The organism is Pseudomonas asplenii, assembly GCF_001293465.1.
GTDB lineage: Bacteria > Pseudomonadota > Gammaproteobacteria > Pseudomonadales > Pseudomonadaceae > Aquipseudomonas > Aquipseudomonas fuscovaginae_B.
The window spans coordinates 190,114-211,935 of record NZ_JSYZ01000014.1 but is presented as its reverse complement, the minus strand read 5'-3'; the positions used below and the strand labels follow the sequence as shown (position 1 = coordinate 211,935).

Sequence of the window (21,822 nt, the reverse complement as noted above, 5' to 3'; positions counted from 1 at the left end):
GCCTGTTCATTGCGTTGGCGAATACGGTTTCAGGAGCCGGTTTCGCCGGGCAATGGCCGCCTTGGGCGGTTGGCGGCGGCAATGATCGGGCGTCAGTGCGCCGTGATTCAGACGGCGCGCTGATCGTCGAGCAGCAGCCGCACCAACTCCGCGGCCTCCACCGGCCGGCTGATCAGGTAGCCCTGCACCTCGTCGCAGCCGTGCAGCTTGAGGAACTCCAGTTGCTGCGGGTTTTCCACGCCCTCGGCCACCACTTTCAGGCCCAGGCTGTGGGCCATGGCGATGATTGCCCGGGTGATCGCGGCGTCTTCACTGCCTTCGTCCAGGCCGCGGATGAAGGCCTGGTCGATCTTCACGTAGTCCACCGGGAAGCGCTTGAGGTAACTCAGGGACGAATAGCCGGTGCCGAAATCGTCGATGGCCAGCTTCACGCCCAGGTCGCGCAGTTGCTGGAAGGTCGCGATGATGTGCTCGACGCTGTCGAGCAACTGGCTTTCCGTCAGTTCCAGTTCCAGCAGGTGCGGCGCCAGCCCGCTTTCCTCCAGGACCTGACGCACCAGGCTGACCAGCTTGCCCTGGCGCAACTGGTGCACCGACAGGTTCACCGACACCCGCATCGCCGGCAGGCCCTGGCGCTGCCACTCACACGCCTGCCAGCAGGCCCGGCGCAACACGAACTCGCCGATCGGACCGATCAGCCCGGTTTCCTCGGCCAGCCCGATGAAGTCCCCGGGCGGCACCCGGCCCATGGTCGGATGCTCCCAGCGCACCAGCGCTTCGGCGGCGTTCAGGCGACCGGTGGCGAGGCACAGCTTGGGTTGGTAGAACACGCTCAGTTGCTGTTCCTCGATGGCCTTGCGCAACTGGTTCTCCAGTTGCAGGCGCTCCAGGGTGCTGGCCTGCAGGCTTTCGGTATAGAACTGGAAGTTGTTGCCGCCCAGGTGCTTGGCATGTTGCATGGCGATGTTCGACTGGCTGACCAGCGCCGGGATTTCCCGGGCGCTGTCCGGCAACAGGCTGATACCCATGGAAGCGCTGACCACCAGCTCATGCCCTTCCACCGTCACCGGCAGGCGCAGCTTGCCGAGCAGCCGCGTCGCCATCCTGGCCAGGCTGGACAGCGTGCCGTAGGCATCGAACAGCACCGCGAACTCGTCACCGGACAGGCGGGCGATGGTGTTCGCCTCCGGCAGCGCGTTCACCAGGCGCCGGGCCATCTTCTGCAACAACTGGTCGGCGACTTCATGGCCTAGGCTGTCGTTGAGCAGCTTGAAGCGATCCAGGTTGATATGCAGCAGCGCCAGGCTGCGCCCTTCCTGGCGGGCCCGCTGATTGGCCTCGCGCAGACGCTCCTTGAACAGCGAGCGGTTGGCCAGGCCGGTCAGCTCGTCGTAATGAGTCAGGTAGCGCATGCGCTCTTCGGATTCGCGCCGCGCCGACAGATCGGCGAAGAAGCCCACGATATGGCTGACTTTCCCCCGCTTGTCGCGCACGGTATTCAGTTGCAGCCACTGCGGATACAGCTCGCCGTTCTTGCGCGCCTCCACCAGTTCGCCCTGCCAACTGCCGTACTGCTCCAGGGATTGGTGGATCATCGAGTAATGCCGACGGGCGTCGCGGCTGCAAGGCAGTTCGACGACGTTGCGCCCCAGCATGTCCTCGATCTGGTAGCCGGTGACCCGGCTGAACGCCTGGTTGACCGCCAGCAGCGCGTAGTTCGGGTCGAAGATCACGATGCCTTCACTGGCGGCCTCGAACACCGTCGCGGCCAGTTGCCGCTGCGCCTCCAGCTCCTTGTGCGAGCTGATATCGCGCCGGGTACCGACCATTCGTAGTACGCGACCGCTGGCACTACGTTCCACCGCCCGGCCGCGGTCCTCGATCCAGACCCAGTGGCCGTCGCCATGGCGTATGCGGTATTCGATGACATAGTCCTCGCTGCGGCCCTTGAGGTGCTCCACCAGGGCGCGCTTGAGCGCCGGCAGGTCCTCGGGGTGCAGGCGCGGCTTGAGGTGGCTGAGCATGGCCGTGACGTATTCGGGGTCGAGGCCGAACAGCTCCTTGAGTTGGGTGTGGTGCACCTCGTCGGTCTGCAGGTTCCAGTCCCACAGGCCGAGTTCGCTGGCCTGCAGGGCGAGCGCCAGGCGCGTTTCGCTCTTGGTCAGGGCCTGGTTCGCCAGGTCCAGCTCCCGGCTGCGCTGGGCGACACGGTTTTCCAGCTCGGCCTGGGCCTCGCGCAGTTCCAGTTCAGCCCGGCGGCGTTGCTCGACCTCGCGGGCCAGCTCCTGGTTGAGCTGCTCGCTGCGGGCCTGGGCCTGCTGCAGGTTCTCGATCAGCGCCTGGTTCTGGAAGCGCCGCAGCAGGCCGCGCTCGATCAGCCGATTGACCTGCAATGCCACCACGCTGAGGGAGGCCAGCAGGATCAGTCCGAGCCAGCCCCAGCCCTGGCGGGCGCCATCACCCTCCCAGAACAGGTAGCCGATGGCAGGCAGCAGGCAGGACAAGGTGAAGGTGAGGAACGCCGGAAAGCTCACGGCATAGGCGATGCTGGCAGACAGGGTGGCCGCGCCGATCAGGCCGAATACCCAGGCCTGCTGGAGAAAACTGTCGGTAGGCACCAGGGCGATGCCGGCGCAGGCCAGGGTCAGGCCACTGACGGCGGAGCCGAGCAGGAACATCCGGCGCCAGATCGGCTGGGCCTGCCGGCTGGGAATGGCCGAATCGAACGCCGCGACCTGGATCACGCGCAAGGCCACCAGCGCCATCAGCCAGACCATCCAGATGCTGACCAGCAGGTAACGCTGCGGGCTCCAGAGCAGCCAGGCGCAGACCAGACCGTTGATCAGCATGAACAGGGTGGGCAGCAACGAGCCCTGGTACAGCAGGCGTGTGCGCTCGACCGCCAACTCGGTGGCGAACTGCTTGCGGATCACCCGCCCGGCCTCCACGGAGGGGCTCAGCGTGTCGGAGCTGTGTGTCATATGGGCATTGTTCTTATAATGGTTGAGCCATAAATGTCGCAGGAGCATACACAAGCCTCCGGCCGGACCAAACTGCTCCAAGTCATAAAATGTAATGGATTTTCCCGCGATAGACCCTTCCACACCGGACAAAGTCAGCTATTGCGCCGCCTGCGGCCGATGACCCGCCGGTCGTCATCACGCCGGTTTTTTCGTCGGCCACGGCCTCGACCGCCCGGCATTAGGGTTTGCCCACCCGTAGCCAGCACCCTAGAATGCGCCGATGCGCAACGATGACCTCTCCCTCCTGCTGAACTCCCTCAACGACGCCCAACGCCAGGCCGTAGCCGCCCCCGTTGGTCGTCAGTTGGTCCTGGCTGGCGCCGGCTCCGGTAAGACCCGGGTGCTGGTGCACCGTATCGCCTGGCTGATCCAGGTCGAGAACGCCTCGCCCTACTCGATCCTGTCGGTGACCTTCACCAACAAGGCCGCTGCCGAGATGCGCCACCGCATCGAGCAGTTGATGGGCATCAGCCCGGCCGGCATGTGGGTCGGCACCTTCCACGGCCTGGCGCACCGCCTGTTGCGGGCGCACTGGCAGGAAGCCGGGCTGAGCCAGACCTTCCAGATCCTCGACAGCGACGACCAGCAGCGGCTGGTCAAGCGGGTGATCCGCGACCTGGGCCTGGACGAGCAGCGCTGGCCGGCCCGCCAGGCCCAGTGGTTCATCAACGGGCAGAAGGACGAGGGCCTGCGCCCGCAGCATATCCAGGCCAGCGGCGACCTGTTCCTGGCGACCATGCGCAGCATCTACGAGGCCTACGAGGCCGCCTGCGCCCGGGCCAACGTGATCGACTTCTCCGAGCTGCTGCTGCGCGCCCTGGACCTGTGGCGCGACCACCCGGGCCTGCTCGAGCACTACCAGAAGCGTTTCCGGCACATCCTGGTGGACGAGTTCCAGGACACCAACGCCGTGCAGTACGCCTGGTTGCGCATGCTCGCCAAGGGCGGCGACAGCCTGATGGTGGTCGGTGACGACGACCAGTCGATCTACGGCTGGCGCGGCGCGAAGATCGAGAACATCTACCAGTACTCCGACGATTTCCCGGACGCCGAGACCATCCGCCTGGAGCAGAACTACCGCTCCACCGCCGGAATCCTCAAGGCCGCCAACGCCCTGATCGCCAACAATACCGGGCGCCTGGGCAAGGAGCTGTGGACCGACGGCGGCGACGGCGAGGCGATCAACCTCTACGCCGCCTTCAACGAACACGACGAGGCGCGCTACGTGGTGGAAACCATCGAAAGCGCGCTGAAGACCGGCCTGGCGCGCAGCGACATCGCCATTCTCTACCGCTCCAACGCCCAGTCACGGGTGCTGGAAGAAGCCCTGCTGCGCGAGCGCATCCCCTACCGGATCTACGGTGGCCAGCGCTTCTTCGAACGGGCCGAGATCAAGAACGCCATGGCCTACCTGCGCCTGCTCGAAGGCCGGGGCAACGATGCGGCGCTGGAGCGGGTGATCAACGTCCCGGCCCGCGGCATCGGCGAGAAGACCGTCGAGGCCATCCGCGAACACGCCCGCCACAGCAATGTGTCGATGTGGGAGGCCATGGCCCAGCTGATCGCCAACAAGGGCGTGACCGGCCGGGCCGCCAGCGCGCTCGGGGCCTTCATCGAGCTGATCGAGAACCTGGCCGCCAGGACCCAGGACAGCCCGCTGCACCTGATGACCCAGATCGTCATCGAGCAGTCCGGCCTGATCGCCTATCACGAGGCGGAAAAAGGCGAGAAAGGCCAGGCCCGGGTGGAAAACCTCGAGGAACTGGTCAGTGCGGCGCGCAACTTCGAGGCCGCCGAGGGCGAGGAAGACCTGTCGCCGCTGGCGGCGTTCCTCGGCCATGCCTCGCTGGAAGCCGGCGATGCCCAGGCCGACGAGCACGAAGACAGCATCCAGCTGATGACCCTGCACAGCGCCAAGGGCCTGGAATTCCCCTACGTGTTCCTGGTGGGCATGGAAGAAGGCCTGTTCCCCCACAAGATGAGCCTGGAGGAGCCCGGCCGCCTGGAGGAAGAGCGTCGGCTGGCGTATGTCGGCATCACCCGGGCGATGCAGAACCTGGTCATGACCTACGCGGAAACCCGTCGGCTGTATGGCAGCGAGACCTACAACAAGGTGTCGCGCTTCGTACGTGAAGTACCGAAGGGCCTGGTGCAGGAAGTGCGCCTGTCCAACAGCGTCAGCCGGCCGTTCGGTGGCAGCCAGCAGCAGGCCAGCAGCCTGTTCAGCGGCAGCGAGATTCCGCAGACCGGCTTCAGCCTCGGCCAGGCGGTACGCCACAGCATCTTTGGTGACGGCGTGATCCTCAACTTCGAGGGCTCCGGCGCCCAGGCACGGGTCCAGGTCAACTTCAGCGAAGGCAGCAAGTGGCTGATGCTCGGCTACGCCAAGCTCGAAGCCATTTAAGCGGCAAGGCAGAAACCAGGATCGCTCCCACGTTCCGCGTGGGAGCGCCGCCCGGGACGCTCGGCGTCCATTCCCTGTCACGCAGGGCGGTACCGGATGCAGGCCCACGCGATGCGTGGGAACGATCGAATCGAATTCACTCTGCGGGAGTGCGACACCATGGGCCCTGGCTTCTTTTCCTCGTGGACATTCTGGGCGCTGCTGTCGGCGACCTTCGCCGCATTGACCGCGATCTTCGCGAAGATCGGCATCGATAACGTCAACTCGGACTTCGCCACCCTGCTGCGCACGGTGGTGGTGCTGATCAGCCTGGCCTTGATTTTGTACGCCACGGGCCAATATCAGTCCCTGAGGTCGATCTCCGGCAAGAGCTACCTGTTCCTGCTGCTGTCGGGCCTGGCCACCGGTGCTTCCTGGCTCTGCTACTTCCGTGCGCTGAAAGCCGGCCCGGCGTCGCTGGTGGCGCCGGTGGACAAGCTCAGCGTGGTGCTGGTGGCGATCATCGGCGTCCTGCTGCTGGGCGAAAGGCTCGACCTGCGGCAATGGGCCGGTATCGGCATGATTACCGGCGGCGTAGTCCTGCTGGCGCTGCGGCGCTGACGCTTCCGGGGCACACAGCCTTGTGGTGTTGAAACGCCTTGGGCACCGCCGCGCCCCTGTAGGAGCCGGGCTTGCCCGCGAAGGGGCCCTTGAGATCGCTAAAAGCTTCGCGGGCAAGCCCGGCTCCTACAGGAGGGGTGGCGAATTGGAAATTTCATACAAGATCTAAAGACAAGCCAACAACCCAATGAACATTGGACCTACTGGCTTTCATGAAATATTCAGCATTGAGGTGAGAGGATTCAGGCAAAAGCCGGAAACACTCTCTCGCTAGCCAGTAACAATTCACCTGTGCAGTATGACACGCGTGCACTCCACAAACGGGAATACCCTTTATGCAACGTTTTCTTAGCATCGCCCTGGCGCTCTGCATCGGCCTGACGATGAGCCTCGACGCCAACGCCAAGCGCTTTGGCGGCGGTAAAAGCGCGGGGTCGGCACCGACCCACCAAACCAGCCAGATGGCCCCTGCCACTGGCGCTGCCGGCGGTGCAGCCGCCACGGCTGGCGCAGCGGGTGCCGCAGGTGCGGCAGCCAAGGCAGGCGGCGCCTCGCGCTGGTTGGGCCCATTGGCCGGTATCGCCGCTGGCGGCCTGCTGGCGTCCATGTTCATGGGCGGCGGTTTCCAGGGCATGCAGTTCTTCGACATCCTGATCATGGCGGTCATCGCCTTCGTGATCTTCCGCTTCATTGCCTCCCGTCGCCGCAAGCAGCAGGAGCAAATGGCTCCAGCCGGCGCGCCGTACCAGCGTGAAGTGTTCGAGCAACCGGCTCCTGCCCAGAACCCGATCTTCGGTGGTTCCGCCGCGCCGCGCCGCGTGATCAACGCCCCGGCCTGGTTCAACGAGGAGCGCTTCCTGGAAGCCGCCCGCAGCCACTTCCAGGCGCTGCAGCAGCACTGGGACGCCAACGAAATGGACAAGATCGCCGAGTTCGTGACCCCGCAAATGCTGCAGTTCCTCAGGCAGGAACGCGCCAGCCTGGGCGACGGCTTCCAGTCCACCTACATCGACAACCTGCAGGTGCAACTGGACGGCGTGGATGACCGTGCCGACAAGACCATCGCCACCCTGACCTTCAGCGGCGTGTCGAAAACCTCGCGTTTCGACCAGGGCGAAGTGTTCAGCGAAAGCTGGAACATGGAGCGCCTGCCAGGCGACAACCAGCCTTGGCTGGTCGCCGGTATCCGCCAGAACGTTTGATCCAGGCGCGTTGTCTGATACATCAGAACCCCGGACTTGTCCGGGGTTTTGCATTTCACGATTGCACTTGTAACGAGCTACTGTATAAAACGCGTCATACCCAACCGCGCCATGCAGCAAGAGGATCGAGGCCGTGGAAGAAGTTATCGAACAATTGCGTGAAGCCAACGAACCCGTACCGGTGCCACTGGAGTTGCCCGACGAGGATCAGTTGGTCGAGATCGAAGAGGAGCTGTTCATCAACATCCCCTTCGTCTTCAAGGAATTCCTGCTGACCGTCAGCGACGTGGTCTACGGCAGCCTGGAGCCGGTGACCGTCACCGACCCGCAATCCCACACCTACCTGCCGGAAGTGGCGGCCAACGCCTGGGACAGCGGCGTGCCGCGGGACCTGATCCCGATCTGCCAGGACGGTGACGACTACTACTGCGTCGAGGAGGACGGCACTGTGGTGCTGTGGTCCGGCGAAGAGGAACTGATCACCGAAGAGTCCTGGGAGTCGGTCTGGCACTGGGCGCGGGACGTCTGGCTGGAAAGCTGACACCCCGCCGGAATCGGCGGGGCACCCTGAGGCCTCAGTGCCCCGCCGAGTCCCTGTTGTTCTCCAGCGTCTCCAGCAGGGCCACCTGCATCCGCGTATGCACGCGGACGAACCAGCGCCAGAGCAGCGCCGCCACCGCCGCAGCGACCACCGCGATCAGCATCAGCAGTTCGCTGGTGGGCAGAATGCTCGCCGACAGCGCCGACAACAGCAGGAAGATCACCAGCAGCGACAGCAGCGGAATCACCTCGGCGATCACCCGGCGCACGCGCTGGGTATGCCGCCCGGCCACGTCCGGCTTCACCCCCATCTCCGCCAGCAGCATCGACAGCGCCTTGAGCTTGCGGTAGGCGGCAATCAGAAAGGGCAGCGACAGCAGCAGCGCGCCACCCCAGATCAATGCCTTGTGCCAGCTCGGTTCACTGACCCAGCCTTGCAGATAGGTGGCGATCGGCTGGGCGAAAAAGCCGCCGGCAAAGAAGATCGCCACCACCAGCGCCAGGTTCACCCCCACCTGCAGCAGGATCTTGCGGATCAGCGAGGCCAGCAGCGCGCCTTCGCCCTGGGGCTGGATGCTGCGCAGCCATTCGCCATACAGGCCGAACACCCGGCCCATGCGGCGCGGCACCACGGCGGCGAGCTTCAGCGACAGCGGGTCGGCCGCGCGGATCAGGTACGGTGTGAGCAGGGTGGTAATCACCGAGACCGCCACGGCCACCGGATAGAGGAAGTGACTGGTGACCTGCAGGGTCATCCCCAGTGCGGCGATGATGAAGGAAAACTCGCCGATCTGTGACAGCCCCATGCCCACCCGCAGCGAGGTGCGGCCATCGTTGCCGGCGATGAACGCGCCCAGTCCGCAGGAGACCATCTTGCCCAGCACCACCGCGACGGTGATCACCGCGATCGGCCAGGCGTATTCGAGCAGTACCGCCGGATCGAGCATCAGGCCGATGGCGACGAAGAAGATCGCGCTGAACAGGTCGCGAACCGGCTCGATCAGGCGCTCGATCTTCAGCAACTGGCGCGACTCGGCCATGATCGCACCGATCAGGAACGCCCCCAGCACCATGCTGTACTCGAGCTTCACCACCAGCAGGCAGAAACCGAAACACAGGCCCAGCACGGTGATCAGCAGCATCTCGTTGCTTTCGAAACGGGCGACATAGGCCAGCAGACGTGGCACCAGCAGGATACCGATGACCAGCGCGACGATCATGAACAGCGACAGCTTGCCGACGGTGGAGAACACTTCGCCGGAACTCACCGTGCCACTGACGGCAATGCTCGACAACAGGGCGATGATGCCGATGCCGAGAATGTCCTCGACGATCAGCACGCCGAAGATCAGTTGCGCAAAGCGCTGGTTCTTCATCTTCAGATCATTGAGCGCCTTGACGATGATGGTGGTCGAGGAAATCGCCAGGATCGCGCCGAGAAACAGCGAGTCCATGGTGTTCCAGTCGAACCAGCGGCCGATCTCGTAGCCGATCCAGATCATCAGCACGATTTCCAGGAACGCGGCGATGAACGCCGTCGCGCCGACCTTGAACAGCTTGCCCAGGCTGAACTCCAGCCCCAGGCAGAACATCAGGAAAATCACCCCGAGCTCGGCCAGGGTCTTGATGGTGTCCTCGTCATGGATCAGGCCGAACGGCGGGGTGTGCGGGCCGATGATGAAACCGGCGACGATATAGCCGAGCACCACCGGCTGCTTGAAGCGGTGGAACAGGATGGTCACCACGCCCGCCACCAGCATGATCACGGCCAGGTCCTGAATAAAGCTGATGGCATGCATGGCGTGACGCTCCTTGTGTCGGCGGATGTTGGCCAGACCGCCCACCGCGCCCATCGAGTCGTCGGCGGTCAACGTTCCGGGTGTAAGAATTTTCTATGGCATGGCTTTTCGAAGGTTAACACCGCGACTTCCGACAGAAAGCCGGTGCAATATGTAGAAACAGATCGCTTGGCGCGTGACGATGCAACCATGGCTGGCGTCCCGTAATCGAGGTGTCTGAAAAATGCCCAAAGCGCCCGCAGAGGTGCCTGAACCTGTCCCTACCTACCCATGAGCGTGCTATGGAACCTGGAAACGCCCAGCTGTCGATGACCGTTTTGATGACCCCGGATATGGCCAACTTTTCTGGCAATGTCCACGGCGGCACCCTGCTCAAATACCTGGATGAAGTGGCCTATGCCTGCGCCGCCCGTTATGCCGGCCGCTACGTGGTGACCCTGTCGGTGGACCAGGTGATTTTCCGCGAGCCGGTGCATGTCGGCGAACTGGTGACCTTCCTGGCTTCGGTGAACTACACCGGCAACACCTCGATGGAGGTCGGCATCAAGGTGGTGACAGAGAACATCCGCGAGCGCTCGGTGCGCCACACCAACAGTTGCTTCTTCACCATGGTCGCGGTCGACGACCAGCGCAAGCCGGCACCGGTGCCACCACTGCAGCCGGAGACCAGCGAGGGCAAGCGCCGCTACGCCCAGGCCCAACAGCGCCGGCAGATCCGCCAGGAGCTGGAAAAGCGTTACCAGGAGATCAAGGCCGACGCGCCTTAAGCTCTTGTAGGAGCGGGCTTGCCCGCGAAGGCGTCCGTTCAAGCGGCGCGAGACTTGAGGGCCTATTCGCGGGCAAGCCCGCTCCCACACGGGTACATGGAGTGGGCCCGGAGATCACAGGCTGATCGGCAACGCCTCGAAGCGCACCCGCGGATGGGCGATGCGATCCTGGGCCCGCACCAGTTCCAGCTCGTAGCTGGCGCAGGCCTGGGTTTCCAGCAGCACTTCGTGCACCGCCGACGCGGTGAACTCGAAGGCCGCCAGCAGGCTGTCGCCCAGCAGCACCCGGGCCAGGAACAGCCCTGAAGTCAGGTCGCCGACGCCCACCGGCTGGCGCGGGAACGCCAGCAGCGGACGGCGCAGGTGCCAGCTGCCTTCGGCGGTCACCAGCAGCATCTCGAAGCTGTCCTCGGGCTTGCCCGGATAGGCCAGGTGCTTGACCAGCACCACCTGCGGCCCCCGCGTCAGCAGGCTGCGGGCCATTGCCAGGCAATCGAACAGCGACTGGGGCGAGCGGCCGCAGAAGCTGTCCAGCTCCAACTGGTTGGGGCAGAGGATATCGGCCTGCGCCACCGCCTCCTGCAGCAGGAAGTCGCTGACCTCCACCGGCACGCTGCAGCCCTTCTCCGGATGGCCCATCACCGGATCGCACAGGTACAGCGCCTTGGGGTTGGCCGCCTTGATCCGCGCCACGCCGCTGAGGATCGCCCGCCCCTGCGCCGCGCTGCCCAGGTAGCCGGACAGCACCGCGTCGCAGTTGCCCAGCTCGCCGATGGCGGCAATACCTTCCACCAGTTCCGGGATCCGCTGCGGCGCCAACACTTCGCCGGCCCACTGGCCGTACTGGGTGTGGTTGGAGAACTGTACGGTGTTCAACGGCCAGACATTCACCCCGACCCGCTGCATGGGGAAAACCGCCGCACCATTGCCGGCATGACCGAAAACCACGTGGGACTGAATGGCAAGCAGATGAGGAGTGCGTTTCATTCCGAATTCCAGCAAGACAAAAAGATTCGAGCCACGCAGTATGCGACTAAACAGAGCCTGTACGACAGACCGGCGAGCCAGTTAAGCTGCTCTCAACTTGATGGAGTGGCATTCATGCTGACCCTGGGAAATATGTTCGTGCTGATGTTGCTGGCCACCGGCGCTGCCTGGCTCTGGCACAACCATGGCCTGCGCGAACGGGCGCTGGAGCGGGTCAAGCAGCATTGCGCCAGGCTTGACCTGGAACTGCTCGACGGTGCCGTGGCCCTCAAGCGTATCGGTATCGTCCGTGATGCCAACGGCCGACGGCGCCTGGCGCGGATCTACCACTTCGAGTTCACCGTCACCGGCGAGCAGCGCCACGTCGGCACCATCACCCAGTTCGGCGCCCACAGCGCGCAGATCGATCTGCCGCCCTACCCGTTCGAAGCCAGGGCCGAGCAGCCGACGGCCGAGATCATCGAACTGAGCCAATGGCGCCAGGATCATCCCAAGGACCACAGCCAGTCGCGTCACTGAGCGGCTGAGGGCCTGTACGGCCGATGCGCATGCCTGCATTCCAGTTCAGGGGCCTGCCAGGAATGGCAGCGCAGCCCGGCGAAGCCACGGGCCGAAGTCGAACAGGCTAGCCCAGCCGGCAGGCCTGCATGCCGGCTTTCAGCGGCTCGATGTCCTGGGGCTGACTGAAGATCAGCTCAAGCCGCGAGTCCTTGCGCCAAGCGCTGGGCTGCCAGGCCAGCGACGAGTTATCCACAGCATTGCCCGACACCCAGCCAGCCGGGCTGTGGATAACCAGCTTGGCCCGCCGCCAGTCCAGAGTGGCCAACCACTCACGAATGCGTTCCGGGTCCAGTTGCTGGCTCGGGTGCCAGCGCCAGCCGATGCTCCAGTTGCCCTCCCCGGCATGCTCCTGGCAGATCGGTTGGCTCGGGTCGGTCCAGATCGCCGGCAGCGTCACGCTCGCCGGTGCCGTGGGCAGCACGCCCGGCGTGGCCGATTCATCCAGGCCTGGCGACTCCAGGGCCAGCAACTCGTCCAGCGCCAATACACCCTGCTCGGTCCAGCGCAGCGGACGCTCCGGCAAACGCGCCAGCACTTGCCCGCGCGCGGCCTCATCCAGCCCTTGCGACTTGTTCAACAGCAGCAGCCCGGCCCACGCCAAGACCTCCTGCTGCGACGCCGGCAACGGTTGGCCCGCCGCCAGGGCCGGTGCGTCCAGCACCATCACGCACGGCTGCAAGGCCAGTACCCCGCGCCACGGCGCCGCGCCCAGTTGCCGCAGAATATGCGCCGGATGACCGAGACCGGAAGGCTCGATGAACAGGCGGTCGGGGCGCGCCTTGCGCAGCAGCCGGCCGAGGCCGATCTGGAACGGTGCGCCGTTGACGCAGCACACGCAGCCGCCAGCCACCTCGCCCAGTGCGATACCATCGTCGGCCCGGGTCAGCAGCGCGGCATCCAGGCCGATCTGGCCGAACTCGTTGATCAGCACGGCCCAGCGCTCGCCTGGCGGTTTTTGCGCCAGCAACTGATGAATCAGGCTGGTCTTGCCGGCACCGAGGGGACCGGCGATGACATGCGTGGGAATGTTCTGCAACATAAGCGGGCCGATATGCCTGAAGGGGTGGGTGAATGATGCGGTCGATTGGCCTGACGCTGCTGGCGGCGCTGGGGTCGAGTCAGGTCCTGGCGCAAGCCTGTGTGGTCCACAGCCAGGGCGAACGGCTCGACGTGAAGGTCTGCCAGGAGAACGTGAATATCCCGGCCAAGCTGTTCAACGACGGTTTCTGCCAGCCGAGCCTGGCGGGCCAAAAGGTCGAGGTCGAATACGTCGAGCAGTGCCCGGGCGGCTCATTCGGTGTCTGCCGCAACGCCCAGGTTGCCAATATGCCCTACCGGCAGAATATTCACTATTACGGTGTGGCAACGGATGCCGCGTATCTCAAGCCGTTCTGCGAAGGCCAGAGTGCCGGGCAGTGGCAGGTGCCCTGAGCACACCTGAAGCTGTGCGGCGCCTGAACTCAAGCCAGCCAGTCCAGCGTCAGGATCAACCGGCGCTCCCCCGCCGCCACCTGCGGCGAACGATGCACCAACCCGAACCCTTCATTGCCATGCCAGCGTTCGCCCTTCAACAAGGCCACCGCGCCGCTGTCCATCTGCCGAATCGACCCGGCCTCCATCGGCTCCGCCACCGGACTGCCCAACTGCCGCCGATCCATCGCCCCTTCCGCCAGCCACTGGCTGCCCAAACCCGCGTAGGTGGTGATCAACCTCACCGGCACATGGTCGACGTGAAACCGCGGGCACATCGCCTTGTCCAGCACCCGCAGGCGCAGGCCGATCCGCCGCGCGCCGAGCAGGCAGGCATAGGCGCCGACCAGCCAGGACACGTCGCTGATGAAGCCCTCGTAACCCTCCAGGTCACTGAACCCCGAGGCCAGCCCGTGCAGGTTCGGCCTGGACTCGTCGTCCGGCATCTCCAGGCTCAGCGCCTGCGCCAGCGGCTCGCCCAACGACAGCAGCAAGTGCGCAAAATCGGCGATATGGCTGGGTAGGCGGCGCTGCCAGAGTGCCAGGTTGACCCCATCCTGAAGAATCTCGCCAAGCACGGTCGGGGCCTCGCCCTCGACCTGGCGGATCGACGGTTGCGCCTGCAAGCGCGGCGCCAGCATCAGGCAGCCGCCTCTTCGTCGTGCCACGGTCCGAACGGGTCGTGCAGCAGCCGCCAACCCTCGACCCCCAGGGCCATTTCGTCGTCGCTGAGCAGGCAGCCGTCCAGGTCGGCCGTCAGTTGCGCAAAATCGATACCCTGGCCGATGAACACCAGTTCCTGGCGGCAATCGCCGGTGGCCGCCATCCAGTTCTGCATGATCGCCGCGAGGCTTTCCTCGTCCTGCGGCCAGTGCTGTTTCGGTACGAAGCGCCACCAGCGCCCGGCGAAACCATGGCGCATCAGGCCACCGGCCTGGGACCAGCTGCCGGCTTCCTGGTACTTGCTCGCCAGCCAGAAGAAACCCTTGGAACGCAGCAGCCTGCCGTTCACCCAGGGCCGGTTGATGAAGTCGAAGAAGCGCTCGGGGTGGAACGGCCGCCGCGCCCGGTAGGCGGTCGAGGCGATGCCGTATTCCTCGGTTTCCGGCACATGCTCGCCGCGCAGTTCCTGCAGCCAGCCCGGAGCCTGGGAGGCACGCTCGAAGTCGAAGCGGCCGGTGTTGAGGATCTTCGCCAGGGGCACTTCGCCCATCACCATCGGGATGATCTCGGCCTGGGCATTCAGGCGCGCGAGGATCGCCATCAGTTCTTCGCGCTCCTGGCTGGAGATCAGATCGATCTTGCTGATCAGAATCACGTCGGCGAACTCGACCTGCTCGATCAGCAGGTCGGTGATCGAGCGCTCGTCGTCCTCGCCGAGGGTTTCGCCGCGGGAGGCCAGGCTTTCCGCCGCCTGGTAGTCGAGCAGGAAGTTCATGCCGTCGACCACCGTGACCATGGTGTCGAGGCGGGCGATGTCGGCCAGGCTCTGTCCGGTCTCGTCGCGGAAGGTGAAGGTTTCGGCCACCGGCAACGGTTCGGAGATACCGGTGGACTCGATCAGCAGGTAGTCGAAGCGCCCGTCGCGAGCGAGCCGGCCGACCTCCTCCAGCAGGTCCTCGCGCAAGGTGCAGCAGATGCAACCGTTGCTCATCTCCACCAGTTTTTCCTCGGCGCGATTGAGGCTGACGTCACGCTGAACCTCGCTGCCGTCGATATTGATTTCGCTCATGTCGTTGACGATCACCGCTACCCGCAGGTTTTCGCGGTTGCGCAGTACATGGTTGAGCAGGGTGCTCTTGCCGGCGCCGAGAAAGCCCGACAGCACGGTCACGGGAAGACGTTGGGTCATGGTTGGTTCCTCATCAGGTTGGCCGGCTCAGAGCGCCCGTTTGTGGCGCTCGCGCAGCTCTTCACGTTCCTTGGCTTCGATGCACAGGGTGGCAGTGGGCCGCAGCAGCAGGCGCTTGAGACCGATCGGTTCACCGGTCTCGCGACACCAGCCGTATTCGCCACGGGCCAGGGCCTCGAGGGCCTGGTCGATCTTGTCGAGCAGCTTCTTCTCCCGCTCCAGCAGGCGCAGTTGCCATTGGCGCTGTTCCTCGGCACTGCCGATGTCCGCCGGATCGCTGCTGGGCTCGTGCTCGCGCAGCACGACGAACTCGCCGCTGATGCGCTCCTGCAGTTCACGCCGTTGCTGGAGCAGCAACTCACGGAAGAACGCCTGCTGTGCATCGTTCATGTAGTCCGCCTCGGGCTGGGCGAGCAGTTCGTCTTCGGTCATGGAGAGGTCGCCGTCGGGGAATTTGCTTGATGTTATATTATAACAATACATTTTAGCCAATCCCCACTTGCCGCTGGCGACGAAGGGGTTGATGCTGGAGCCAACCCTCTCTTGAGAATGCCGATGCGCGCCGCCCTGAAATACCCGTTGCTGAGCCTGCTGCTCTGCGCCACCGGCGCCGGGGCCCAGGTGCCCGGCCCACTGGCCAACTGCACCCGCAGCGCCACCCTGCTGGCGTGCAAGGACGCCGCCGGCAACGCCTATGGCGTCGCCACGGTGGGCAAGACGATCTACCTGCAGGGGTTCGAAGTGACCGGCAAGCGCTACTGGGCGCAGACCAGCAGCCGCTACGGACAACTGACCTTCTTCACCGGCATTGCCTCGGATGGCGAGGCCTGGGTCGGCTACAGCCGGCGGGTGGGGTGGACCACGGTGAACCGCTTCTCCAGTTCCGGCGGGCTGAGCAAGAAGTTCACCTGTGATCGGTTGGTGGGCTGCTAGGCCACTAGACCAGCACTTCGTTTGCCTGCTGCTGGCGCCAGGCGATGTAGCTGTCCTGCGGCGGGTTCTTCTCGAAGTAGGTTTTCAGGCCCTGGAACAGCCCGTCGGCAATCGCCTGCTGGTGCCGCGCGGTGACCAGCCGCTGGCTGTCGCGGACGTTGGAAATGAAGCCGGTCTCGACCAGGATCGACGGCACGTCCGGTGACTTGAGCACCGCGAAGCCGGCCTGCTCCACGCGCTTCTGGTGCAGGGTGGTGATGTTCTCCAGGCTGCCGAGCACGGTATGCCCCAGTTGCAGGCTGGCGGCGATGGTCGCGTTCATCGACATGTCGAGGATCACCCCGGCCAGCATCGGGTCCTTGTCCTTGAGGTTGAGCAGGCTCTGCGCACCGATCAGGTCGGCACCGTTCTCGCGCTGGGCCATGAAGCGCGCGGTGGTCGAGGTCGCGCCGCCTTCGGACAGGCAGTACACCGACGCCCCCGACGCGGTGATCCGCGGCGCCGCATCGGCGTGCACCGAGATGAACATGTCGGCGTTGTGCTTGCGGGAGAACTCCACGCGCTTGCGCAACGGCACGAAGAAATCGTCGTTGCGTACCAGGCGAACATCGAAGCCCTTTTCACGCTTGAGCCGCTTGGCCAGAAGCTGGGCGATGGACAGCACCACGTCCTTCTCGCGCTGCCCCTTGGAGCCCACCGCGCCCGGGTCCTTGCCGCCGTGCCCGGGGTCGACCACCACCATGATGTCGCGCCTGGGGTGAGCCTTGCCCGGCGTCGGTTCATGCCTGGCCTGGGGCGCGACGGCTGCCGCGGCCAGAGTCTGGGGCGGTGCGGCGGCGCTGGCGTTGCTGGCCAGGTCGAGCACCAGCCGGTGGCCCTGCCCCTCCCCGGGCGGCAGCAGGAAGCTGTTCAACTGCACCGGGTTGGCCAGGTCGAGGACGATCCGCGTGTCGCCCTGGCCGAAATGTCCCGAGCGGATCGAGCGGATCACCGTGTTCTTCAGGGCCAGTTGGCTGAAGTCGCCCGTCAGCTTTGCCCCGCTCAGGTCGATGATCAGCCGCTCGGGCGCGGTCAGGGAAAACGTCTTGTACTGCACCGGGCCACTGAGATCGAGCACCAGTCGCAGCTTGTCGCCGGAGCGCCAGAGCCGGGCGTTGCGGATCTGCGCCGCCGACACGCCAAGCGGGATGAAGGCCGCACTGGCCAGCAGGAAGTTGAGCAATTGACGTCTATGCATGAACCGATAACCACAAATTGAGGGAGCGTCCCTGCTCGATATGGCTGTGTAGAGCCCTGGCGAAAAAAGGCATCGTCGAATCAATTGTTATAATATAACATGACATTTTATTTCCAACGATGGACCTGCTCATGAATGCGTTGACGCTGCCGGATATCGCCGCGCAGTCATCCCGGCAAGCCCTGCCCCTTGAGTGGGTGGGCATGTGCGGCATTGCTCTGCCCATCACCCTCGACGGCCAACGCCTCAGCGCCAGCGCCGACGCCGGCGTCAGCCTCGATGACGGCGAAGCGCGGGGTATTCACATGTCCCGGCTGTACCTGGCCCTGGAGCGCCTGCAACAGGAAGAACTGACACCGGCACGGGTCCACGCGGTGCTGCAGCAATTCCTCGACAGCCATGACGGGCTGTCCAGTAACGCCTACCTGCGCATCCACACCGATCTGCTGCTCAAGCGCCCGGCGCTGGTCAGCCCGCTGGCCGGCTGGAAAGCCTATCCCGTCAGTGTGTTAGCCGAGCTGAAAAGCGGAGTGTTCCACGTGGAACTGAAAATTGACGTGGCCTACTCTTCCACCTGCCCCTGCTCGGCCGCCCTCGCCCGACAACTGATCCAGCAACAGTTCAACCAGGACTTCGCCAACCAGCCGCTGGAACACGGCAAGGTCCTCAACTGGCTCGGCAGTACCCAAGGCATCGTCGCCACACCCCATAGCCAGCGCAGCATTGCACACCTGCAAATCCGACTTGATGAAAAAACGTATCGGTTTCCCTTCGAAGCCCTGATCAACGATGCCGAGGCCTCACTGGGCACCGCCGTGCAGACTGCGGTGAAGCGCGCCGACGAGCAGGCCTTCGCCCTCGCCAATGGGCAGAACCTGATGTTCTGCGAAGACGCGGCACGCCGCCTGAACCTGGCGCTCAAGCGTGCAGACGCGGTGCAGGGTTTCCACCTGCGGGTGGTTCACGCTGAAAGCCTGCACGCCCACGACGCCGTGGCCGAGAGCGGGTGGAACTGGAGGTCGGCATGATCCGCTGCCAAGGCCTGCGCTGGGGCCCACCCGGCCAGCCACTGACCCCCGCGGTGGATTTCGAACTGGCCGCCGGTAGCCTCACCGCGGTCATCGGTGCCAACGGCACCGGCAAGAGCAGCCTGCTGAAAGTCTTCGCCGGTTTGCAGAAGCCCCTGGCCGGCAAGGTGCAGTTGGATGTTCCACGCCGCAGAGGCCTGTCGTTCCTGCCGCAACAGCAGCACCTCGACCGGCAGTTCCCGATCAACCTGCAGGAACTGGTGGTCGCCGGCCTGTGGGGCATCAAGCTGAGCCCGCAGCAACGCAACGAACGCCTGCAGGCGGTGATCGCCGACTGGGACCTCGAAGGCCTGGAACAGCGGCCGCTGATGGCCTTGTCCGGCGGCCAGTTGCAACGCGCTCTTCTGGCCCGCCTGAGCCTGGCCGAAGCGCCGCTGCTGTTGCTCGACGAACCCCACGCCGCCCTCGACGAGGAAGGCCAGGCACTGCTGTGGAAACACATCCACGCCTGGCACGCGGCGGGGCGTACGCTGGTAGTGGTCTGCCATGACCTCGCCGCCGTGCGCCAGCACATCCCCGACGCCTTGCGCATCAAGCACAGCGGCTGCGTACTGGCCCCGAGTCGCGAGCTGATCGTGCAACAACCGATCACACAGGTGGCCTGATGCTGATGTTCGCCCAGCACCTGTGGCAGCCGTTCCACGATTTCGTGTTCATGCGCCGGGCCCTGCTCGGCGGCCTGGTCCTGGCCTGCAGCACCGCGCCGCTGGGGGTGTTCCTGATCCTGCGACGCATGAGCCTGATCGGTGACGCGGTGGCCCACGGCATCCTGCCCGGCGCCGCCGTCGGCTTCTGGATCGCCGGCCTGAGCCTGCCGGCACTGACCCTCGGCGGCCTCGGTGCGGGCATGGGCATGGCCGGCCTGTCGGCCTGGATCACCCGGCGCACCGGCCTGCGCGAAGACGCCAGCCTGGCGGCGATCTATCCGATCTCGCTGGCCAGTGGCGTGCTGCTGCTCGGCATCGCCGGCAAGCGCCTGGACCTCTTGCACCTGCTGTTCGGCTCGGCACTGGCGGTGGACGGGCCGACCCTCACCGGCATGCTCTGGGTCTGCGGCATCAGCCTGGTGCTGCTGGCGGCGATCTACCGGCCGCTGATGCTCGACACCCTCGACCCGCTGTTCCTGCAGACCGTCAGCCGCCTCGGCCCGCTGGCCCACGGTGTGTTCCTGACCCTGGTGGTGCTCAACCTGGTGATCGGTTTCCAGGCCATCGGCGCCCTGATGGTGGTCGGCCTGATGATGCTGCCGGCGATCGCCTCGCGCTTCTGGAGCCGTCGCCTGCCAGTGCTGATGCTGATCGCCGCGCTGCTCGGCTGCGTCTCGGTCGCCGCCGGCCTGCTGCTGTCGTTCTACTGCTCGCAACCCAGCGGCCCGGCCATCGTGCTGGTCGCCGGCTGCCTGTACCTGTTCTCCGTGGTCTTCGGTCCGGTGCACGGTCTGCTGCGCCGACCACCCCTGCCATCCCAATGAGGTGTCACCCGATGCGTGCGTTACTCGTTCTGTTCAGCTCCGTGCTGGCCCTGTCGTTGCAGTTGTCCAGCGCCCAGGCGGCGGAGAAGCTGCCGGTGGTCGCCAGCTTCAGTATCCTGCGGGACATCACCCAGCAGATCGGCGGCGACCATATCCAGGTTTCCGCGATGGTCGGCCCGGACGCCGACGCCCACACCTACGAGCCGACCCCGGATGATGCCCAGGCGCTGCTCAAGGCCAAACTGATCGTCAAGAACGGCCTGGAGTTCGAACCCTGGCTTGACCGCCTGGTGACCAGCACCGAGACCAAGGCCCCGGTGGTCACCGCCAGCAAGGGCGTGCTCTCGCACACCATGGAAGAGGACGGCCAGACCGTGCCCGACCCGCATGCCTGGCACAACCTGGCGAACGTCGAGCTGTACGTGAACAACATCACCAAGGCGCTGATCCAGGTCGACCCCGCGCACAAGGACGACTACACCCGCAACAGCCAGGCGTACCTGAAGCAGATCTATCGCCTGCTGGCCCAGGCCAAGGTCAAGCTCGGCAACCTGCCGGCCGGCAACCGCCGCATCGTCACCTCCCATGACGCCTTCGGCTACCTCGGCCAGGCCTATGGCATCCAGTTCATGGCGCCCCAGGGCCTATCCACCGAGCGTGAGCCGTCGGCCGCCGAAGTTGCCGAGCTGATCCGGCAGATCCGCAAGGACAAGGTCACCGCGGTATTCATGGAGAACATCAAGGACGCCCGCCTGCTCAAGCAGATCGCCGACGAAAGCGGCGCGAAGATCGGCGGCACCCTGTACTCCGACGCCCTCGCCGCCGAAGGCCCGGCCAGCACCTTCATTGGCCTGTTCGAATACAACATGAACACCCTGCACGCGGCACTGAGCAAGTGACCGCCCGGCCGCCCCTGTCGATGCTCGCTCTGGAGCGCGCCGCCGCGGGCAGCCGCTGGCCCCTCACGGCCGTGCTCGACGCCCTGCCGTGGAACGCCGACGGCCTGATCGCCGCCATCGCCCAGCAACACGACACGGGCGAAGTGCTGATGCTGGCCTGGATGAACCGCCAGGCCCTGGCCGAAACCCTCGAACGCGGCCAGGTCTGCTACTGGTCGCGCTCGCGCCAGCAGTTGTGGCGCAAGGGCGAAAGCTCCGGGCACCGCCAGCGCCTGGTCGAGGCCCGCCTCGACTGCGACGGCGATGCGGTCCTGCTGCGGGTCGAGCAACAGGGCCCGGCCTGCCATACCGGCCGTCCCAACTGTTTCTACAACGCCATCCGCGACGGCGCGGTGGAGATCATCAGCGCCCCTCAGGAGACCTCCCCATGATCCGCAAGAACCCTTCCGGCGACCTGCCGGTGATCGCCGAATCCGCCTACGTGGACAAGACCGCGATCATCTGCGGCAAGGTGGTGATCGGTGACAACGTCTTCGTCGGCCCCTACGCGGTGATCCGCGCCGATGAAGTCAACGAACACGGCGAGATGGACCCGATCATCATCGGCGCCAACTCCAACATCCAGGACGGCGTGGTGATCCACTCCAAGTCCGGCGCGGCGGTGACCATCGGCGAGTTCAGTTCCATCGCCCACCGCTCGATCGTCCACGGCCCCTGCACGGTCGGCAACCGGGTATTCATCGGCTTCAACAGCGTGCTGTTCAACTGCGCGGTCGGCGACGGCAGCGTGGTCCGACACAACTCGGTGGTCGACGGCCGCGACCTGCCACCCGGCTTCTACGTGCCCTCCACCACCCGCATCGGCCCCCATACCGACCTGTCGCAGTTCCCACCGGTCAGCGTCAGCGCCTCGGAGTTCTCCGAGGACGTGGCGCGCACCAACGTCGACCTGGTCCGGGGCTACAAGGCCCTGCAGAACGAGTTCTGAG

22 protein-coding genes are annotated in these 21,822 nt (G+C 65.2%); 14 read left to right on the top strand and 8 right to left on the bottom strand.

Annotation, left to right across the window (positions count from 1 at the left end):
- Positions 1–107: 107 nt before the first annotated feature.
- Positions 108–2,981 carry a putative bifunctional diguanylate cyclase/phosphodiesterase gene (locus tag PF66_RS18150; protein WP_054056670.1) on the bottom strand — a complete coding sequence of 958 codons (2,874 nt, stop codon included), beginning with the start codon at positions 2,979–2,981 and terminating at the stop codon, positions 108–110.
- 262 nt (positions 2,982–3,243) lie between these two features.
- Here PF66_RS18150 and uvrD point away from each other — a divergent pair, with 262 nt between their 5' ends.
- The 4 genes from uvrD to PF66_RS18130 all read left to right on the top strand — a co-directional run bounded on the left by uvrD (position 3,244) and on the right by PF66_RS18130 (position 7,770).
- Positions 3,244–5,427: a DNA helicase II gene (gene uvrD, locus PF66_RS18145; protein WP_054056671.1), complete on the top strand. Its 2,184-nt coding sequence runs from the start codon at positions 3,244–3,246 to the stop codon at positions 5,425–5,427.
- Positions 5,428–5,586: 159 nt separating this feature from the next.
- Positions 5,587–6,027 (top strand): EamA family transporter, encoded by a 441-nt coding sequence (locus PF66_RS18140; RefSeq protein ID WP_054056674.1) that lies wholly within the window; start codon positions 5,587–5,589, stop codon positions 6,025–6,027.
- A gap of 335 nt (positions 6,028–6,362) precedes the next feature.
- Positions 6,363–7,229, top strand: coding sequence for a Tim44 domain-containing protein (locus PF66_RS18135; protein ID WP_054063454.1), 867 nt, complete (start codon positions 6,363–6,365; stop codon positions 7,227–7,229).
- A 133-nt stretch (positions 7,230–7,362) separates the two neighbouring features.
- A complete protein-coding gene (locus PF66_RS18130; protein ID WP_017903741.1) occupies positions 7,363–7,770 on the top strand; it encodes an SMI1/KNR4 family protein in 408 nt (135 codons plus the stop codon).
- Between the two features lie 34 nt (positions 7,771–7,804).
- On the opposite strand, the gene PF66_RS18125 is transcribed toward PF66_RS18130, so the two are convergent.
- On the bottom strand, positions 7,805–9,568 hold the full coding sequence (locus PF66_RS18125) for a cation:proton antiporter (RefSeq protein WP_054060275.1): 1,764 nt from the start codon (positions 9,566–9,568) through the stop codon (positions 7,805–7,807).
- A 281-nt stretch (positions 9,569–9,849) separates the two neighbouring features.
- Here PF66_RS18125 and PF66_RS18120 point away from each other — a divergent pair, with 281 nt between their 5' ends.
- Complete coding sequence (locus tag PF66_RS18120; protein WP_054060272.1) at positions 9,850–10,335, top strand: acyl-CoA thioesterase; 486 nt, start codon at positions 9,850–9,852, stop codon at positions 10,333–10,335.
- 114 nt (positions 10,336–10,449) lie between these two features.
- Here PF66_RS18120 and pdxY read toward each other — a convergent pair whose 3' ends face one another.
- A complete protein-coding gene (gene pdxY / locus PF66_RS18115) occupies positions 10,450–11,322 on the bottom strand; it encodes a pyridoxal kinase PdxY (protein WP_054060273.1) in 873 nt (290 codons plus the stop codon).
- Positions 11,323–11,436: 114 nt separating this feature from the next.
- Between pdxY and PF66_RS18110 the strand changes: the two genes are divergently transcribed.
- A complete protein-coding gene (locus PF66_RS18110; RefSeq protein ID WP_054063453.1) occupies positions 11,437–11,841 on the top strand; it encodes a DUF3301 domain-containing protein in 405 nt (134 codons plus the stop codon).
- 106 nt (positions 11,842–11,947) lie between these two features.
- On the opposite strand, the gene PF66_RS18105 is transcribed toward PF66_RS18110, so the two are convergent.
- Complete coding sequence (locus PF66_RS18105; RefSeq protein ID WP_054063452.1) at positions 11,948–12,922, bottom strand: CobW family GTP-binding protein; 975 nt, start codon at positions 12,920–12,922, stop codon at positions 11,948–11,950.
- Between the two features lie 35 nt (positions 12,923–12,957).
- Here PF66_RS18105 and PF66_RS18100 point away from each other — a divergent pair, with 35 nt between their 5' ends.
- Positions 12,958–13,314 carry a hypothetical protein gene (locus PF66_RS18100; RefSeq protein ID WP_054056844.1) on the top strand — a complete coding sequence of 119 codons (357 nt, stop codon included), beginning with the start codon at positions 12,958–12,960 and terminating at the stop codon, positions 13,312–13,314.
- Positions 13,315–13,343: 29 nt separating this feature from the next.
- On the opposite strand, the gene PF66_RS18095 is transcribed toward PF66_RS18100, so the two are convergent.
- Genes PF66_RS18095 through dksA form a run of 3 tightly spaced genes read right to left on the bottom strand, consistent with a single transcriptional unit; the run spans position 13,344 to position 15,637 of the window.
- Positions 13,344–13,994: a DUF1826 domain-containing protein gene (locus PF66_RS18095; protein WP_054056842.1), complete on the bottom strand. Its 651-nt coding sequence runs from the start codon at positions 13,992–13,994 to the stop codon at positions 13,344–13,346.
- Positions 13,994–15,205 carry a zinc metallochaperone GTPase ZigA gene (gene zigA / locus PF66_RS18090; protein WP_054063451.1) on the bottom strand — a complete coding sequence of 404 codons (1,212 nt, stop codon included), beginning with the start codon at positions 15,203–15,205 and terminating at the stop codon, positions 13,994–13,996. Before zigA ends, PF66_RS18095 begins: the two co-directional genes overlap by 1 nt.
- A gap of 27 nt (positions 15,206–15,232) precedes the next feature.
- A complete protein-coding gene (dksA, locus tag PF66_RS18085) occupies positions 15,233–15,637 on the bottom strand; it encodes an RNA polymerase-binding protein DksA (protein WP_054056840.1) in 405 nt (134 codons plus the stop codon).
- Positions 15,638–15,760: 123 nt separating this feature from the next.
- On the opposite strand from dksA, the gene PF66_RS18080 reads away from it, so the two are divergent.
- Complete coding sequence (locus PF66_RS18080) at positions 15,761–16,138, top strand: hypothetical protein (RefSeq protein WP_054056839.1); 378 nt, start codon at positions 15,761–15,763, stop codon at positions 16,136–16,138.
- A 4-nt stretch (positions 16,139–16,142) separates the two neighbouring features.
- Here PF66_RS18080 and PF66_RS18075 read toward each other — a convergent pair whose 3' ends face one another.
- Positions 16,143–17,375, bottom strand: a complete 1,233-nt coding sequence (locus tag PF66_RS18075) for an N-acetylmuramoyl-L-alanine amidase (protein ID WP_054056838.1) — start codon at positions 17,373–17,375, stop codon at positions 16,143–16,145.
- A gap of 131 nt (positions 17,376–17,506) precedes the next feature.
- On the opposite strand from PF66_RS18075, the gene folE2 reads away from it, so the two are divergent.
- Genes folE2 through PF66_RS18045 form a run of 6 tightly spaced genes read left to right on the top strand, consistent with a single transcriptional unit; the run spans position 17,507 to position 21,821 of the window.
- Positions 17,507–18,403 carry a GTP cyclohydrolase FolE2 gene (gene folE2, locus PF66_RS18070; RefSeq protein WP_054056843.1) on the top strand — a complete coding sequence of 299 codons (897 nt, stop codon included), beginning with the start codon at positions 17,507–17,509 and terminating at the stop codon, positions 18,401–18,403.
- A complete protein-coding gene (locus tag PF66_RS18065; protein ID WP_054063450.1) occupies positions 18,400–19,068 on the top strand; it encodes a metal ABC transporter ATP-binding protein in 669 nt (222 codons plus the stop codon). Before folE2 ends, PF66_RS18065 begins: the two co-directional genes overlap by 4 nt.
- A gap of 2 nt (positions 19,069–19,070) precedes the next feature.
- Positions 19,071–19,934, top strand: a complete 864-nt coding sequence (locus tag PF66_RS18060; RefSeq protein WP_054063502.1) for a metal ABC transporter permease — start codon at positions 19,071–19,073, stop codon at positions 19,932–19,934.
- Between the two features lie 11 nt (positions 19,935–19,945).
- Positions 19,946–20,833, top strand: coding sequence for a metal ABC transporter substrate-binding protein (locus PF66_RS18055; protein WP_054063449.1), 888 nt, complete (start codon positions 19,946–19,948; stop codon positions 20,831–20,833).
- Positions 20,830–21,264 (top strand): phosphoribosyl-AMP cyclohydrolase, encoded by a 435-nt coding sequence (gene hisI, locus PF66_RS18050; RefSeq protein ID WP_152973052.1) that lies wholly within the window; start codon positions 20,830–20,832, stop codon positions 21,262–21,264. The genes PF66_RS18055 and hisI overlap by 4 nt, the downstream gene beginning before the upstream one ends.
- Positions 21,261–21,821, top strand: a complete 561-nt coding sequence (locus PF66_RS18045) for a carbonate dehydratase (protein ID WP_054057218.1) — start codon at positions 21,261–21,263, stop codon at positions 21,819–21,821. Before hisI ends, PF66_RS18045 begins: the two co-directional genes overlap by 4 nt.
- The last annotated feature ends 1 nt before the right edge of the window (position 21,822 follow it).